Genomic DNA, 15,855 nt, shown 5'->3' with positions numbered 1-15,855 from the left:
GGTTGCTAATGCGTAGCATTTGGCTGCTCACGGTGATGTCGGGTGCCAGTGCGATTGCGCTGGCGGCGCCGCCCCTGCGGCTTTCCGATCTCGAACAGATGTTGCCGCAGTCGGCACTGGCGAGCGCACAACTCGCGTTGCATCGCGCGAGGACGGCGCGACTCGAAGCGGGGAGCATGTTGGGCGGGATTTCGCTGGTCGGCGGTTCGGCCTACACCCATGGCAGCGAAATCGTCGACATCGACCGGGTTCGTGACATCGATCTGCTCGGCGCCGACATTGGACTGCGCATACCAGTGCTGGCGAGCAGACGCAGCTACATTCGTGAACGCCTGTCAAATGAACTGGCGCAGGCGCAAGCGGATTTCGATCTGGCGCAAGCGCAACGCCGGATGTTACGCGAACTGCGCGTTGCCTATGTCAACGCCTGGGCGGCGACGCAACGAGTGAATCTGGCAAATGAACTGCTGGCGCTGCGGCTGCGCGCGCTACCGGTGCTTGCGGAAAGGACGCGCTCGGCGCTGTTGCTCGAGTCCGATCGGCTTGAGTTTCAGAGTGCGTTCGTCATGGCCGAGCGCGATGCTGTCACTGCGCAGATGGAGGTGCAGTCGGGCGCAGGGCAGATTGCGGCTCTCACCGCTCTTCCAGCTGCCGCAATTTCAGTGATGCGGCCGGCGCCAGTCGAGTTGTGCCATGGCGGGGACGCCGGCGTCGACCCGGAGCTTCAATATCTCGATCGTGCCCTGGCGTTGCGAAGCGAGTGGCCGGAACGGAACGCCCTGGATCAGGTCGAGACGACCCTGCGCATCAATGCCAATCGAATCACCGATCAGGGATCGGCGCGCGATGCGGGCACGGCCAATATCGCTTTCACCTTCAATATGCCGCTCGGCGCGCTCCAGCAACGGAGGGCGCTGGCTCGCGCGGATGCGGCTGAAGCCCAGGCATTGCAGTATCGCCGCGAAGCACGGCTTGCCGAGATTGACTCGGCTCGCCTCCGGCTGGCACAGCGCCAGGATGCGTCCCGGCGACTGGTCGCATTTGCCGGCAGCCGTCTTGCGGCGGCAGAGAGTGCCGTACGCGAGCGCGAACTGCGCGCAGCACGGCTCGCAGGCGATACCCAGGAGCAATTGCTGCAGGCACGGATCGGTCGTTACGCTGCCGCGCGCGCCGCACTCGATGCAGAGGTCGAGACGATGCTCATGCAGATCGACGCTGCGGAATCGGGACTCTGTGCTGCCAAGGTGGAGTCGCTCCGCGCCATCTACCTGTGGCACGACGCGGAACGCTTGGCCTCGGTCGCGCCGTCCGGGCGGTCGCAGCACGGAGCGCTCGGTATCGATCGGGTGTTGTTGTCGCTCAATGCCCGGGAGCTGCGCGAAGCGCGCGTCAATCCAGCCGCTCTCGCCGCTCGCATCGCGAAGCTGCGCGAGCAAGGCTACGCCGTCGAATTGCTGCTTGGCGAACCCACCTGGCTGCTCACCAAGGGTCGGCCGGCACTATTGCGGACCATCGGGGACCTGGCGGTGTTCGATTTTGATGCTTTGCATCTCGATCTCGAGACCACCCAACTGGATGCTCGCCATGGCAGCGAGGAGAAACTGCTCGAGGAGCTTCTGGAGACGCTGCGGGAGGCGAAGCGGCGCTCTCCCTGGCCGCTTGGGTTGAGCGTGCATCCGCGTCAGCTGCAGGTGCAGCTGGGACGCGCCAATTCAAGACGACCATTTGGCAACGCGCTACAGGATCTCGATGTCGAGACGACGCTGATGACCTATGTTGCCAATCCCGAACGGGTGGTTGCGATCGTACGCGACGCACTCTCGTCCTTGCCGCAGCTGCGTTATCGCGTGGCCTTGTCACTCGAGCGCAGCCTGGGACGAGATGAAAGCCTCGGGTTCCTCGCTCAGCAGGAGCAGAGGGCTCGCCTGGAGCGCATCGAATCGTCACTCAGAGGGCCGCAGTTCCATGGTCTCGTTCTGCAGCCCGAGCCAGGTGAATTCGGGATGTTTGCACAACGACCGGGTGACCCATGAAAATTGCTTTCCATCGCGCCGCGCGCACGGATCCGGGCGAGATTGGCGGCCTCAAGGTGAACTACGGCGCGGCACGGCGCAATCTCGCTCGCTGGCGCTGGTGGGCGATACTTGCGGTCGTACTTTCGCCGGTTGTGTATCTGGTCGTCGGTGTCATCGGCACGACGCTTACCCGGCAGGCACCGGGCACGGTGGTGCTCGAGCAATATGAAGCACGCGCACCTCTGGCAGGACAGGTCAGCGAATTGAATGCGAACGTCGGCGATGCTGTCATTGCCGGGCAGGTGCTCGCTCGAGTTGCCGCGCCGGGCGCCGCCGCCGTCAGCCTGCGAGTGGACACCGGGAGCGATGCACCGTCAGTCGAGGGCAAGGCAAGGGAATTGCTCGAGCAGGAGCTTGCACTGCGCGTCCGGATGCTCGATTACCAGCGTGACCGCCGGCGTCGAATCGATGATCTGCTTGCCGCGGGCGCGGCGACGGCTGCGGAGAGAAATGAAGCGCAATACGCCGTGGATCAGGCCGAGTCGGCCTGGCTGAGCGCGCGCACGGCGCTGGCCGAGTTCGTTGGTGCATCGAGGCGCGCAGGCGTCGTTGCGGCCCAAAGCGGCGCCAGCGGCGTAGCGGATGCAACCGTAGTTGCCACTCAACCCGGGCGCGTGCTCGATGCGTTCGCAACCGCCGGCGAATTTGTTGCCCAGGGCCAGACGCTTTTCACGGTGGGCAGCAGCGACAGCGCGGCCATCATCGCCTACGTGGCGCCCGAATATGCGGCGGAACTGGCAGTGGGCAGTCGTGCGACCATCCGCTTTCCCGATGGCGCCACCATCGATGCACGTATTGCCGAGGTGCCGAAGCTCACGCGACGCATGCCGCCGGACCTCGTGGATCAATTCGGGGTCAGGCCGATGACGGTCGTCCTCAGGCTCGAGCAGCTGCAGGCACTCAATGACCGGCAGAGTATCCATGGCCTGCCGGTCAAAGTCCGTTTCCACTACGGATTCGAGTCAAGCGCGGCCGGTCGTCGGCTCGGTGAGCTGCTGGGTTGGTTGGGCGGCCTCATCTAGCCGCTCGCACGCGCCGCGCGGACAAGGCCCGGCATTGAGATAAAATCGCGACCGGTGCCGCAGTTGCGGCGCAACCCGGGACGCTCTCTTGGGAGAATCTCAGACAGCAGCTGCCGTGGTGATGGTTCGCCCGGCCGCTTTTGGCTTCAACAGTGAAACGGCTGCGAGCAATGCGCTGCAGCAGCCTCCGGCGGCGTCGACTGCGGCAGACCATGTCGCTCTTGCGCGCAACGAGTTCGATCTGCTCGTCGCCGCACTTCGGGCCGAGGGCATCCGCGTCGATCAGTTCGACGACGCAACGCCGCCTGTGCGTCCGGATGCGGTATTCCCGAACAACTGGCTTAGCCTGCACGCTGACGGTACAGCCGTGCTTTACCCGTTGCTTGCGGCCAATCGCAGGCTAGAGCGTCGCAGGGACATCCTCGATACGCTCGTGTCCCGGTGCGGTTTCGCGATTCGCCGTGTGGTCGATCTGTCGCCCCATGAATGCGACGGCGAGTTCCTCGAAGGTACCGGTTCGCTGGTGTTGGATCACCCTGGCAGGAAAGCGTATATGTGTCGATCCGGGCGCAGTCACGAGACATTGGCGCGGCGCTGGGGCGACGAACTCGGCTACGAGGTCGTCGCATTCGATGCCGTCGACGCGCGTGGGTTCCCGTACTATCACACCAATGTCATGTTATCGATCGGTACTCACTTCGTGGTTGTGTGCGCAGAAGCAGTCGCGGCAAGCCAGCGCGACAAGCTGTTGCAGGACCTCGCCGGCGGCGGGCGCGTCGTCGTGCCGATCGATCGCGACGCGGTGACCCGATTCGCCGCCAACATCCTCGAGCTGGCCAGTTGGGAGGAGGGGCTTGGCGATGTGTGTATCCTTGCCATGTCGGCAAGGGCCCGCGATGCGTTCGATGAGAATCGATACGCCTTGCTGCGCGGCCAGGTCGACGCGGTGATGATCGTGCCCCTCGATTGCATCGAAACCGTAGGTGGCGGCGGTTTACGCTGCATGCTCGCCGAGAATTTCCTACCCGGACCGGTACAGGCGTGATGCACTGGATCGCGTACCTGCTGCTCGCCTATCTGATCGGTTCCATCGTGGGCAGCCTGGTACTCGGCCTGCTGCGCGGCGTCGACATACGGGGCATGGGCTCGGGTAACGCGGGCGGTACGAATGCACTGCGTACCCAGGGGAAATGGTTCGCCCTCGGCGTGATGTTGATCGATGTCGGCAAGGCCTGGCTCGCCGTGCGGTGGCTGCCGCAGCTGCCGTTGCCGGATGTTGCGGCGATGACGCGGGGCGAGTGGTTACCCGCGGCCTGCGGATTCGCCGCCATCGCAGGTCACGTCTGGCCCGTCTATTTTGGTTTTCGCGGTGGCAAAGGCGTGGCGCCGCTCGTGGGCGCCCTGGCTGCGCTGTCGATCGGCCTGCTGTGGAAATTTCTGCTTGTCTGGCTCATCGTAGTGACTCTTACTGGTTTCGTCAGCCTGGGTTCGATGGTGGCGAGCGCGAGTCTGGTTCCGCTCGCGGTATTGGCGTCGGGGCCGGCAAACAGCTCGCTGCCCGGTTTCGCGATCGCTGCAGCGCTCCTTATTCTCTGGTGTCATCGGACGAATCTTCGGCGCATGCGAACCCGGCGCGAACCGCGTGCGCAGAAGTTGTGGCTCTTCGGCAGGCGCTCGCAGTGAATCTGCCCGAACGGATCTTTCGGCGCCTTGCGGGCGGCGGACAGGTTTCGGGCGAATCCCTGGCCCGGGAATTGGGAGTCAGCCGCAGTGCGGTCTGGAAAGCGATCCGCCAGCTCCGCGCCTCCGGCGCCGGGGTGACGGGCGTACGCCATCGCGGCTACGCGCTTGCCCGTCCGGTAACAGCTCTCGCCTCTCAAACCATCGAGGCTTCGATTCCAGATTGCTGGCAACCCCATGTCGCCGCTCTCGCGGTCAGATGGCAGGTGGAATCAACCAACACCGTCCTGCTTGGCGAATTGCCGCGGCAATCACAACGGGCAAGCGTGCTGTTGGCCGAAATTCAAACAGCAGGGCGAGGCCGCCAGCAACGCAGCTGGCAAAGCAGCCTGGGAGGATCACTGAGCCTGTCGATTGCCTGGCAGTTCTCGAGCATGCCGCCCATGCCGGGCAGTCTAAGCCTTGCGATCGGTATCGCCTCTCGGCGCGCCCTGGGCACGTTCGGCGCCCGGGACGTCATGCTCAAGTGGCCCAATGATCTTCAGGTCCGAGGCGCCAAGCTCGGCGGCATACTGCTCGAGATGCGTGCAGAGGCAGGCGGTTGTGCGCAGGTCGTGATTGGCATTGGGATCAACATCGCGCTCGCGGACGCACAACGACAAGCCCTGATCGATGCTGGCACCCGTGCAGCGGATCTCGCCCATGATCTCGGCCTTATCGACGTGGATCGCAATCAACTCGCCGGCCGGATCATCGGCGAGGTCATTTGTGCATTGCTCGAGTTCGAGCGTGCGGGATTTGGGGGCTTCGCCACCGAGTGGCGCGGCGCCGATGCGTTGTTTGGCCGGGAAGTACGCGTGTATAACGGCGATGACGTTTCAGTCGGGAAAGCGATGGGTGTCGACGATACAGGTCAGTTGCTGCTAGCCACGGCCGACGGCGCCACTCGCGCGCTATTGTCCGGCGATGTCAGTGTGCGAGTGCAGCCATGACAGCCTGGCTCCTGATCGATGCCGGCAATTCACGCCTGAAGTGCGCATCCTGGCGCGCCGGCAGGATATCGCGTCAGCGTTACCGCGAAGTCGCCGGCGACTCGGCACGAGCGAGCGCGAAGTGGCTGCGCGCGCAGTTCGCGACGCGCTTCGATCGCATATTGATCAGCAGCGTGGCCTCGGCGGAGCGCAATCGCGCCTTGGCACGCGCCATCTACAGCGCCTTTGGGCAGCGAGCCGAGTTTGCACGCGTGAGGGCCAGTGCCGCTGGCGTGCGCTGCGGTTACGCGCAACCCTGGCGACTCGGCGTCGACCGTTGGCTCGCTGTGCTGGCAGCGGCGCACGTTGAATCGCGGCGCACAGGCTGTCTGGTCGTCGATGCTGGTACCGCGCTCACCATCGATCTCATCGACCAATACCGAAAGCACCGCGGTGGATTGATCGTGCCGGGCGCCGCCATGATGCGTTCGAGCCTCCATGGCAGGACCGCCGGTATTGCGAAGCGCGCGCGTGGTACGGGTCTGTCGAACGGCGATGCCTGGGGTCGGGACACGGCGACGGCGATCGATCGTGGTGCGCATCTTGCGCTCGTCGCCTTGATCGAGCGCTGTCATCAGAATGCCCTGCGCGATCTCGGTCAACGGCCCCGGGTCGTGCTCACGGGCGGCGACAGTGGTGAGCTGCAAGTCCTGTTGAGCCTTGACACGCAGAGGGTTGAGGACCTGGTGCTGCGCGGCCTGCTGGTGCTGGCGACGCGGGCCAATGCCAGCCACTTCGAGTAACATGCGTTGATGCGACTGCTCATCGCCGTGCTGCTGCTGGCCAATCTCGCGGTGTTCGCCTGGACTCACTGGTTGAGTGCGCCGTCAACCGAGCACGGCACACTTCTTGGCGCCGAGCAACTGCCGGCGCTCAAGTTGCGAAGCGAAGTACCGATTGCGCCTGTGCAGAGGCGCTGTCTGGCCCTCGGACCATTTCGTGACGAGGGCGAAGCCGGCCAGGCGGTGAAACTTCTCGAACCGGGCGGCTACAGCCCCAGTGTGACCACGCGACAGGCGCAGACCACGGCCGGGTTTCTCGTCTATGTCGGCAATATCGCCAGTGCGCAGGGACAGGCGCGCATCATCGCCCGCCTGCGCCAGGGCGGCCTCGGCGACGCAGTGGCGATACCGTTCCACGAGGGAGACCTCGAGCGCCGCGTCTCGGTGGGCCTTTTTAGCGAACGCGATCGTGCGGCGCGGCGTGCGCAGGTCGTGCAGCGTATCGGCTTCAAACCGCTGATCAGCGATCAGACGCGCGATGTCCCGCAGTACTGGCTCGAATTGCAGGTCGAGGAGGGCGAAGCCGAGCGCAATCTCGGCGCGTTCGCGGCAGGTCAAGGAGCGTTGCGGCTCGAATCCTGCGCGCCCGCTGCCGCATCCTGAGCAACACGGTCGCGATGGCTGGGGCCATCGCTTAGAATATTTGTCGGGTCTTTGATCCTTGCTGGCATAGCTCAGTTGGTAGAGCAGCCGCCTTGTAAGCGGCAGGTCCCGTGTTCGAGTCACGGTGCCAGCACCAGGGACCCGCTCGTGGCGCTTCATGCATTTGCGGACGACAGAACCATGATCTCCTGGCGCATTCAAGTCGACATGTTGCTGCCGCCCGAGCTGCACGACGATTCCCTGTATCAACTCTCCCTCGAACAGCTGGCCTGGGCCGACCGCAAAGGCCTCAGCGAAGTCTGGCTGTCGGAGCACCACGACTCGCTTTTCATATCGTCGCCGCTGGTCCTGGCGTCGGCGATCGCCGCCGTCACGGAGAATACCCGCATCGTCATCGGTTGCCTGTTGCTGCCGCTGCATGACCCGATCCGCGTGGCTGAAGATCACATCATGTTGAGCCTGGTGTCCAAAGGCCGTACCGAAGTCGTTACCGGCATCGGTTACGTCGCGCACGAGTTCGAGATGTTCGGTGTCTCGAGCCGTGAACGGGGTAGGATTGCCGATCAGAAATTACCTATCTATATCTCGGCCATGGCGGGCGAAGCGTTTGAATTCGATGGCCGGCGCGGTCGTGTACGACCGGGTCCGTATCGGGGCGAGCGGCCGCCCGTATTGGGTGGCGGCGCTGTGGCCGCTTCGGCGAAACGCGCCGCTCGCTTTTGCGACGGTTTCGCGCCGGCGGACGGCGATCACAAACTCGTCGCCCTCTACAGGGAGGAGTGCGTCAAGCTCGGCCGCAAGCCCGGCCCCGTGCGCCGCCCGACGATGCCGCTATACGTCCATGTCACGCGCGACCCGGAGAAAGCCTGGTCGGTGCTCGGACCTTCTTTTCTGCATGAGATCAACTACTACGGGAAGTGGGCCGCCGAGGCCGGAAATGCCCGGATCAGTTATGCGGCGACGCCTGAGGAGCTGACCGACGTTGCCATCGTCAGGTCGAGTCCCGCGTATGCGGTGGTAACGCCCGAGCAGTGCATCGAACTTGCGGGCAAACTCCCGGAAGGCAGCTATCTGTGCCTGCGCATCAACAAGCCCGGCACGCACGCCGAGATGTCATGGGAGAGCCTGGAACTCTTTGCAAGCGAAGTGCTGCCACACATCAACGTGGCTCGCCCCGAGGACATCGCGACGCCCGTCGTCGATGCCATTCCCTGGCGGCGCTGAACGGGAATTAGCGCGTCGCGTAGGCGTCCATCATCAGGCCGGTGCCGCCGCGGGACACATGAGCGACGACCGCACTGCGCTTGTGGATCTTTGTGACCTTGCCCAGATTGATGGCGAAGGACAGCTCTACCTTCTGACCCTTACGCAAACCGAGATTGCTGGTCTCGATGAAAACGCCTGTCGCACTCAGATTGATTGCCTTGCACAATCGCTTCTGGCCGCCGATGACGTTGATGTAGACCGTGGTCTTGGCGCGATGCCGGGTGTGCAAACGCCGTTCGACGTTCGCCGATTTGTCGCTCGGCTGGTTCTTTTTCATTTTTTGCCCGTCCCCAAGGCGCCATTATGCATGCTGGCCGCGCGAGGCCAATAGCGAGTGAACTTAATGACCGAGTGACAGACTGATCGCCACCGGGCAATGATCCGAGAGCCGGCGACGTGAAAAGTCGGTAATCGTGTAGGTTGGGCGGCGGAACGAGCCCTCGATCTCCCGCATGGCAAGCGATCGGCTGAGGATTATGTGGTCGATATAGCCCGAAAATGCCTGTTGCGGCGCGCAGTTGCGAAATTCCACATGGTCGGCCAGCAAGCTGAGGTCGGCCTCGGGCGGGGCGGAATCGTCGAGCTCGGTCCAGAATCCGTTGCGCCGCGGCTCATGGACGAAATCGCGATTGAAATCCCCAAGCACGGCGAAACGCCGGCCTGCGGCGGCCTGGGTATCGATCCATCGTTCGAGGATGGCCATTTGGCGGCGTAGGGCGCGGCAGGCGTCGCGGTGATCGTCGGGCGCGTTGCGCGCGCAGCCTGATTTGAGATGAACCGCGAGCAGCCGGGTCTCGTCGGGCTCGCCCGGGAACAATACCAGTTCCTTGCCACGTCGCACGCTGTCGCCTAGCGACAATTCTCTGAGGTCGGGTCCACAGCGATGAGCAACGCTGCGCCTGACCGCGAAGCCATTGTTCTGCACATGGCGTCGACCCGTAAAGCAGAAGTCATAATCCTCAGGAGCAAAAAGCAATGCGGCGGCGGCCGGGCCATCGACTTCCTGCAGGGCGATCACGTCGGCGCCGAGGCGCTTGGCGTAGTCCGCGAGCGTCTTGATGTCGCTGCTGCTTCGCTCCATGCCATAGGCGACATCACAGGGAATGCTCGGTCGACTGCGCGGCGGCGGCTGCTCGCGTGAAGTGCAGCTGGCTTTGAGTTTGTGAAAATCCTCGGGGCGCAGGAACCACTCGAGGTTCCAGGTGGCGAGGCGCAAGCCCTCGCGGGCACCCGCTGCCGGGCTCGCTTCGGGAGGGCGCGGCGTGCAGCCACCGAACAATGCGGCAATCGCCAACAAGATCAGGGGAGCGACGTGCGCCTGGGATGCCACCCGCACAGTGTCGGCAATGCCCGCCTCGCCGGCAAGATGCAAATCAGCGCGATATGTGCCGATGGCAAACGAGACCGTTCGGCCACGGCCCGCTGCGAATCAGTGACCCTTCAGCGCCAGCACTCCGCCGTCGTCGCCGTGCCGGTGCTGCCCTTGGTGCCGGTTTCGTTGATGGTGAACGAAGTGCACTTGGTGTCGGCGCCCTGGCCACCGGCAGCCGTGGGCGCCGCGGTTGCGATGAAGGTGTTGGGATTGCCGCCGTTGAACGCGATGCACACCTGGTATTTGCCGCCCTCGGAGTTCGCGCAGGCGCCCGCGGCGCCGGCGATACCCAGGCCGGCAGGTGCGGGCCCCATGTCGTTCGAATAGGCGTTGTTCTGGAGGTAGAACTTCTCCTGCGCCGAACGCACCCGCAACAGCGTGGTCGTGCCATCGGTACGCTGCGAGCGAAGCAGATAGCTGCGATAGCTCGGAATCGCGATGGTCGCGAGTATGCCGAGCACGACCACGACCGTAAGCAATTCCATGAGCGTGACGCCGCGCTGTCGTCTGCGGTAGCTGTTGATCATAGTCATGGGATCATCCTTTTCCGGCGCCGGCCAGTCAACGGCCTATCGGCCGTTGCTGTGCCAATAAGAGCGCACGGTACCACCGACGCCCACGCATTTCTTGAGCACTTCGACGCCGGCGATGCAAACGGTCGGCGTACCGCCGCCGCCACCACCACCGCCGTTACCCAGGCTGCTGTCGCGGATGATGCCAACACTGACGTCGCCGACGATACCCGACTGCGATAGATCATCCGACGGGTCGTTGACACCATCGTCGTTGAAGTCGAGTGCCGGGCGACCATTACCGATGCGCAGGGCGTAGACACGGTTGCGACCGGTCGACGGCACGCAGGGGTCGGCCAATGACGCCGGTGTCGGCTGGTAAGTCGGGAACAGGATGACGCCGTTCACTGTGACCGATTCCGCCAGGATCTTCTCGCCCACCCAGCCGCCGTTCAGCGTCATGTCAAGGCGCCATCCCCGGGCCGTTGCCGGGACGACGCTCGAATTGATGTTGGGCGTGATGTCCACGAGGTCGACGGGTTTCACCGGTACGAAGCTGTTGTACTGCGCCTGCGTGAAGCGCGCGAACGGTGTCTTGTCGCGGAACGAAAAGAACATGTCGTGGTTGTTGAGCTCGAGCGGATGCCCGCGGTAGCCGCTGCCGATCGCGATGTTGTAATACGGGTCGGCACCGCGCAATTGCACCAGCGCGACGTCGGGCCCATTGTAGAAACGGCGCGTGTCGGCCGTCGTTGGCGAGGCCATGCCCGCTGCACCGAATTCCGCCATGACGCCGCCCGTTACCAGGGTATTGGCCGGATTGCCGTTCCATATATCGAAGCGGTGCACCCGGCCGCCGAGGTCGGCCGCGTACATGCGGTCGGCATAGTTATCGCCATTGGTATCGAGCACGTTGATGCGCCCGGTGATGGCGTTCTCCATTTTCGGGAACACGGCCATGGACGGACCCACGGGCGGAACCGTCGACCCGGTGTTGGCGCCGCCAAACCACAGCAACGCACCGGTCTTGGCATCGATCATGAAGATGCGATGGCCTTCGACGTCGGTGCCGTAGGCGCCGCTGTCCTGGGCGGCGTCATAACCACCGCCGAAGATGAGGACCAGCTTCTCTCCGTTCTGGGCGGCACCGGCCACATTGACTCGCGAAATGATCGGCGGCGACCAGGACTCGCCGAGGCCCGGCAATTCCGCATTGCTCTTGGTGAAGAGCATGACCGGATTATTGCGGTCGGTGACATCGAGCGCGTAGTAGCGCTTGCCGCCGCGACGCAGGCCGAAGTACAGATAGACCTTGTCGCCCGCTGATGGATCGACGATGCCGTCGTTGTTCACGTCGAACTTGAGCACCTTGATGTCGCCGTCGAGTCCATAGGTGCGATTGACGGCCGAGGGGTTGTCGAACAGCGAGGCCATGCGCCCGAGCATCTCGTAGGGTACGAAGGCCCAGAGTTCGCGACCCTCCGTCGGCGAGGTTTCACGTACATCGATCGCATGCAGATAGCCGTCGTTGTCGGGAGCGAAGATCACGGTGTCATCCGGATCGGGGCTGCCTGTGGTGCCACCATAGGTCACGATGGCGGGCTTGCCGTGGAGCGGATCGCCCATGGTGCGGCGCGGCTCGGTGGTATCACCATCCACGTCCCTGTCCTTGATGTCCTGGCCGCGCGCCCAGAGAATGAGATCGTCTCGCAATGGCGCGGGACCGGTGATGCCGAGCATGGCATCCGTGATGGCGGCATTGCTCGTGTTGAAGGCCACCATGGGGCCGCCGCTCACGACCTGGGTCAGCAGATTGCGCGCCGACGGATTGTCGATGAGGTTGGCGGCGCCGCCGGGCTCGACATTGGGTCCATCGGGCGAGGGCGACCAGTAGCTCTGGGCATTGTTCTGGAAGAAGCCCGTGCCGGGATCGATCGCATCGGCGTTGTTCACGTCGACGATCTTGCCGCCCACCAGCTTGTATTTCTTGATGTTGCCGGGCCAGCGCAGCTCGCTCGCCGGACGAAACACCGAAACGAACAGGTCGTTCTGCGTCTGGGCACGGTTGAAGGCGTTGACCGCAACCGTGGGAGTCGTGAACGTCGTGCTGTTCGAGAGAATGTCACTGAAGACCTTCTGCAGCGTATCGGTGAGCTCCGTGACGTCGTCGGCAATGGTGTAGTTCTTGCCGCCGCCGCGTGTGGCGACGCTGTCAAGGAAGTTGGTGCCCGCAGGAATGCCCGGACCCATGCCGACGGTGTAGGTCGTGATGTTCTGCCTTCCCGCCAATGGGGAGTGGTCGCCTTTGAACAGGTACTCCGCCATGTCGTCGAGACAGCGGCCATCGCCCGTGCCATCGCAACTGCCGACCAGCGAGGCGAAACTCTCCGCCGGACTGCCTTTGTCGACGAGCGCCTGGATCTTGGCGTCGGCGTTGGTATCGGCCGTCGGCAGGCCGTCGGTCAGGAGCACGATGTAGTTCTTCTGGCACTTGTACTGGATGGGTGATTGGTACTGGTTGGCATTCGTCGAGCTGCGCGACGCGGCGACGCTCAAAGACGGTGCCGATGTATTGCCGTAGTCCACTGCGTTGCCGGCATAGTACTGACCTGCTTCGTACAGGGTCTCGGACAACGGCGTGCAGCCACCCGCGTTGTAGGAATTGATGGTCGCCACCAGGCTTGCGCGATTGCCCGTGCCGTTCACGTCCACCATTTCCTTGGTGACCATGCCGCCCTGGGCGGCGTTGTCGGTACAGAAAAATCCACCGTTGTCGGAGAAACGCATCAGGCCGAGGTTCACGCCATTGACGGTATTGGCGATCTGCGAAGCGACCGACTGCACGGCCTGCAGACGGGTCAGCGAGGTAGCCGGTCCCGACCAGCGGTACCAGTTGACGTAGTTGCCGGAATAGAGCGTGAAGTCGTTGCGCGACGACCAGCTGAGGATGCGGCTGTCGCCGGGATTGGTCGTCCAGGGGTTCGACGGATCGCGATCCTTCGGGTATTTGGCCACCGCGGCGGCGTTGACGCCATGTACGCCCCAGTCGTTCTGGCATTCGACGTAGCTGGTGTGCTCGCTCGAGGACAAATCCCGCCAACGATAGGCGCTCGCACCGCCGCCGCCGCTGGGATAAAACTGCGCTGCCCGACCGAACCAGAAGCCACCGCTGTTCAAGGCCGCTTCGGCGGCGCCGCAAGCGTTGTAAGCTGCGTCGATGTAGCGGCTCGTACCGCAGGTCGGCGGATTGCCACTGCCGGTGGACCAATAGACGCGGCCGGTGCTGCATGCGCCCGGGTAGACGGTGGCAGCATCATAGGGCGGCTTGGCGAGCGTGATGGTCGAACCCATGCTCCCCGAGGTGTCGATCACGAACAGGATGTTCGGCCGGACTCCGGCCGAGTTGATCTGGCTGATGAAGATTTCGGTATCGTCCGCGATGGCCGGGCTCACCGCGCCAATGCACAGCAGCGTACCCGCTGCCAGCGCCGTCAACGAACGTGAAATAGTGCTCATGGGGCTGTCCTCGATGAAATTCGGTTGTTTACGGCGCCTGGCGCAGGTAGGTGACGACGCGCAACAGGTTGGTCGCATCCGGCGGATAGAACACGGTCACGCTGCTGTCGCCGTGATTACCGGTGGCGCTCTTGAACTCGGCCAAGGTAACGCGCCGGCCGTTGACGATCCACACGGTCGCCGTGCTCGCCTGCAGGCTGATGGCGGCGCAGCCCGGGCAGGGTGCAACCAGCAGTGAGCCTGACTCGGTCACCGGCAGGCTGAGTGATTGAATGCCCGTCTCGATGGCAACTTCATTGATGGCCAGAATCTTGTTCTGTGCCGCCGCGAAACCCGCGGGCAGCAAGGCGATCAAGGCGAATGCAACAATGCGCGTGAACATAACCTTAGCTCCTTGAAAATTCGGAATCACAGGCCACCGCCGATCTGGGTGATCACAGAGCCGCCAGCGCCACCAGCGATCACGAACGAACCCTGTTCGTGCGCGGCGGTGGCATTGCGCCGCGACGTGCCGGTGCTGTCGATTTCGTAATGAAAGCCAATGAACTTGCCGGCGCTGAATCCGGGGATATCCGAGTCCTCGCCGCGGTAAGTGGTGGTGGTCGTGTACTCATCCGTCGTGCCAGCGATGACGACCGGCGCGACGACGGTTGGCACCGCCGTCTGCGGCAAGGTCGAGAGCACCATCATGGCCTGCTCGATGCCGGTTTCCGAAGCCTGGAAGGCGTTCTGGCGGTACTGCTCGTTGCCCGCCATGACGAGTTCGGTGCTGGCGGTGTTCATGCCGGTTACGGCCAGCAGGGTCAGTATGACCAGCAGCACGAGGCCGATCACCAGCGCCGCGCCACGTTGTTGGGTGTGCAGGTTCGTTTTGTTCATTGTCCTGATACTCACAGCAGCCGCGAGTTGCGCAGCTGGATGGTGCGCGAGACCAGGATGCGGCGGAACCCGGCCTCGGCAGCCGCCGGTGTGTAGTTGACGCCGGCGTACTGGTAGTTGCGCGTGTCGGTGTAGCCCACTTCGGGTTGCTCGGAGCGCAGGCGCAGCCAGATGCGTACCGAGACGACCTGGGCGCCGGGCAGGAGCGCGCTGTCCGGGTCGACGTAGCGTGTCGCGAGACCGTTGACGACGTCCGGTATGCCATTGGCATCGTCGTCGATGTCAGGCAGGCCGTCGTTGTCGTAATCGCCGGTGTCGATGCCGAACTGAACCTGCATGTCCTCGACGCCGGGCAGGATCTCGGCATCGGTAATCGCCGCCGCGCCGGCAACCGTCGCCTTGGCGCGAAGTGCCGGATAGTTGGGGCGACCGTCGGAGTCGCGCGACACGTACAGTGCCCGCCCGACGACGTCGCGGATCTCGGCCACATTGGGCACCAGTGCACCGGGCGCGACGCCGTTGAAGAAGATACGCTGGCTGCTCGACTTGGTGCGGTTGACGAAGGCCTGCAAGACACCCGCGGTCGGTGCCGCAAGCGCAGCGACGTCGAGGCGGCGGATCACGAGTGCATCGGTGCCGCCGACATTGCCATTGCCGCCGAGTCCACAGCCGCCCGGGGCTGCGCCCATGTTGGTCGGCGCGGGACCAAACTGCAGAGCGCCGGCCGGCGCATTGTTGATGCCCTGCACGGTCGCCATGAGATCGACCAGGAAATTGTTGCCGCACCAGTGCGTGTACCCGGGCAGACCCGGAACCGTGGGATCGCCCTGCTGCGCCTGCGCCAGGGCGGTTTCGTTGCCGGCATTGTCGACCAGGCGGATGTCGCTGTACTTGTTGCTGTAACCGTAATAGCCGGCCAGCTGGATGTCCGATTCGATGCGCGAGAATACGTAACGCGCGTTTTCCTGCAAGCGCGCAGTTGTTTCATTCAGACGGTAACTGGTGCGGCTCTGCGAATAGACGAATACCGCGCCGACGATGATCAGCGAACCAATCGCCAGCGCGATCAGCAATTCGATCATCGACAGGCCGCGAGCGGCGCGTGGGCTCAAGCGCA

General features: G+C 63.8%; 15 protein-coding genes and 1 tRNA gene. 9 read left to right on the top strand and 7 right to left on the bottom strand.

Translation table 11 applies throughout. The features are described from left to right. Positions 1-8: 8 nt before the first annotated feature. The 9 genes from R3E77_13730 (at position 9) to R3E77_13690 (ending at position 8,417) form a co-directional block, all read left to right on the top strand. Complete coding sequence (locus R3E77_13730; protein MEZ5500471.1) at positions 9-2,033, top strand: hypothetical protein; 2,025 nt, start codon at positions 9-11, stop codon at positions 2,031-2,033. Beyond that, a complete protein-coding gene (locus tag R3E77_13725) occupies positions 2,030-3,097 on the top strand; it encodes an HlyD family efflux transporter periplasmic adaptor subunit (protein MEZ5500470.1) in 1,068 nt (355 codons plus the stop codon). The genes R3E77_13730 and R3E77_13725 overlap by 4 nt, the downstream gene beginning before the upstream one ends. Before the next feature lie 121 nt (positions 3,098-3,218). Next, positions 3,219-4,142, top strand: a complete 924-nt coding sequence (locus R3E77_13720) for an arginine deiminase-related protein (GenBank protein ID MEZ5500469.1) — start codon at positions 3,219-3,221, stop codon at positions 4,140-4,142. Beyond that, positions 4,142-4,780 carry a glycerol-3-phosphate 1-O-acyltransferase PlsY gene (gene plsY, locus R3E77_13715; GenBank protein ID MEZ5500468.1) on the top strand — a complete coding sequence of 213 codons (639 nt, stop codon included), beginning with the start codon at positions 4,142-4,144 and terminating at the stop codon, positions 4,778-4,780. The genes R3E77_13720 and plsY overlap by 1 nt, the downstream gene beginning before the upstream one ends. Then, a complete protein-coding gene (locus R3E77_13710; protein MEZ5500467.1) occupies positions 4,777-5,769 on the top strand; it encodes a biotin--[acetyl-CoA-carboxylase] ligase in 993 nt (330 codons plus the stop codon). Before plsY ends, R3E77_13710 begins: the two co-directional genes overlap by 4 nt. Further along, positions 5,766-6,551 carry a type III pantothenate kinase gene (locus R3E77_13705; GenBank protein ID MEZ5500466.1) on the top strand — a complete coding sequence of 262 codons (786 nt, stop codon included), beginning with the start codon at positions 5,766-5,768 and terminating at the stop codon, positions 6,549-6,551. The genes R3E77_13710 and R3E77_13705 overlap by 4 nt, the downstream gene beginning before the upstream one ends. Positions 6,552-6,560: 9 nt before the next feature. Continuing rightward, entirely contained in the window at positions 6,561-7,193 is a 633-nt protein-coding gene (locus tag R3E77_13700) for a hypothetical protein (protein MEZ5500465.1), read from the top strand. A gap of 60 nt (positions 7,194-7,253) precedes the next feature. After that, positions 7,254-7,329: transfer RNA gene (locus R3E77_13695), tRNA-Thr, on the top strand. Positions 7,330-7,373: 44 nt separating this feature from the next. Then, complete coding sequence (locus R3E77_13690; GenBank protein MEZ5500464.1) at positions 7,374-8,417, top strand: LLM class flavin-dependent oxidoreductase; 1,044 nt, start codon at positions 7,374-7,376, stop codon at positions 8,415-8,417. A gap of 7 nt (positions 8,418-8,424) precedes the next feature. Here the strand turns inward: R3E77_13690 and R3E77_13685 are convergent, their stop codons facing one another. From R3E77_13685 to R3E77_13655, 7 genes are all read right to left on the bottom strand, one after another. Next, entirely contained in the window at positions 8,425-8,736 is a 312-nt protein-coding gene (locus R3E77_13685; protein ID MEZ5500463.1) for a PilZ domain-containing protein, read from the bottom strand. Between the two features lie 63 nt (positions 8,737-8,799). Then, positions 8,800-9,789 carry an endonuclease/exonuclease/phosphatase family protein gene (locus R3E77_13680; GenBank protein ID MEZ5500462.1) on the bottom strand — a complete coding sequence of 330 codons (990 nt, stop codon included), beginning with the start codon at positions 9,787-9,789 and terminating at the stop codon, positions 8,800-8,802. A gap of 110 nt (positions 9,790-9,899) precedes the next feature. Beyond that, entirely contained in the window at positions 9,900-10,364 is a 465-nt protein-coding gene (locus R3E77_13675) for a type IV pilin protein (protein MEZ5500461.1), read from the bottom strand. 36 nt (positions 10,365-10,400) lie between these two features. Beyond that, on the bottom strand, positions 10,401-13,859 hold the full coding sequence (locus R3E77_13670) for a PilC/PilY family type IV pilus protein (GenBank protein ID MEZ5500460.1): 3,459 nt from the start codon (positions 13,857-13,859) through the stop codon (positions 10,401-10,403). Between the two features lie 28 nt (positions 13,860-13,887). After that, positions 13,888-14,241 carry a hypothetical protein gene (locus R3E77_13665; protein MEZ5500459.1) on the bottom strand — a complete coding sequence of 118 codons (354 nt, stop codon included), beginning with the start codon at positions 14,239-14,241 and terminating at the stop codon, positions 13,888-13,890. Between the two features lie 26 nt (positions 14,242-14,267). Continuing rightward, positions 14,268-14,738, bottom strand: coding sequence for a PilX N-terminal domain-containing pilus assembly protein (locus R3E77_13660; protein MEZ5500458.1), 471 nt, complete (start codon positions 14,736-14,738; stop codon positions 14,268-14,270). Between the two features lie 11 nt (positions 14,739-14,749). Beyond that, the gene (locus R3E77_13655) at positions 14,750-15,850 is read right to left on the bottom strand and encodes a PilW family protein (GenBank protein ID MEZ5500457.1); all 1,101 of its coding nucleotides are present in this window, start codon (positions 15,848-15,850) and stop codon (positions 14,750-14,752) included. Between the last annotated feature and the right edge of the window lie 5 nt (positions 15,851-15,855).

The organism is Steroidobacteraceae bacterium, from assembly GCA_041395505.1.
Lineage (GTDB): Bacteria > Pseudomonadota > Gammaproteobacteria > Steroidobacterales > Steroidobacteraceae > JAWLAG01.
This window is presented reverse-complemented; position numbering and strand designations above follow the sequence as displayed.

Excerpts from the sequence above, each read along its gene's own strand:
- R3E77_13730 (MEZ5500471.1), top strand. The coding sequence starts at position 9 with ATGCGTAGCATTTGGCTGCTCACGGTGATGTCGGGTGCCAGTGCGATT.
- R3E77_13725 (MEZ5500470.1), top strand. The coding sequence starts at position 2,030 with ATGAAAATTGCTTTCCATCGCGCCGCGCGCACGGATCCGGGCGAGATT.
- R3E77_13720 (MEZ5500469.1), top strand. The coding sequence starts at position 3,219 with ATGGTTCGCCCGGCCGCTTTTGGCTTCAACAGTGAAACGGCTGCGAGC.
- plsY (MEZ5500468.1), top strand. The coding sequence starts at position 4,142 with ATGCACTGGATCGCGTACCTGCTGCTCGCCTATCTGATCGGTTCCATC.
- R3E77_13705 (MEZ5500466.1), top strand. The coding sequence starts at position 5,766 with ATGACAGCCTGGCTCCTGATCGATGCCGGCAATTCACGCCTGAAGTGC.
- R3E77_13700 (MEZ5500465.1), top strand. The coding sequence starts at position 6,561 with ATGCGACTGCTCATCGCCGTGCTGCTGCTGGCCAATCTCGCGGTGTTC.
- R3E77_13690 (MEZ5500464.1), top strand. The coding sequence starts at position 7,374 with ATGATCTCCTGGCGCATTCAAGTCGACATGTTGCTGCCGCCCGAGCTG.
- R3E77_13685 (MEZ5500463.1), bottom strand. The coding sequence starts at position 8,736 with ATGAAAAAGAACCAGCCGAGCGACAAATCGGCGAACGTCGAACGGCGT.
- R3E77_13675 (MEZ5500461.1), bottom strand. The coding sequence starts at position 10,364 with ATGACTATGATCAACAGCTACCGCAGACGACAGCGCGGCGTCACGCTC.
- R3E77_13670 (MEZ5500460.1), bottom strand. The coding sequence starts at position 13,859 with ATGAGCACTATTTCACGTTCGTTGACGGCGCTGGCAGCGGGTACGCTG.
- R3E77_13665 (MEZ5500459.1), bottom strand. The coding sequence starts at position 14,241 with ATGTTCACGCGCATTGTTGCATTCGCCTTGATCGCCTTGCTGCCCGCG.
- R3E77_13660 (MEZ5500458.1), bottom strand. The coding sequence starts at position 14,738 with ATGAACAAAACGAACCTGCACACCCAACAACGTGGCGCGGCGCTGGTG.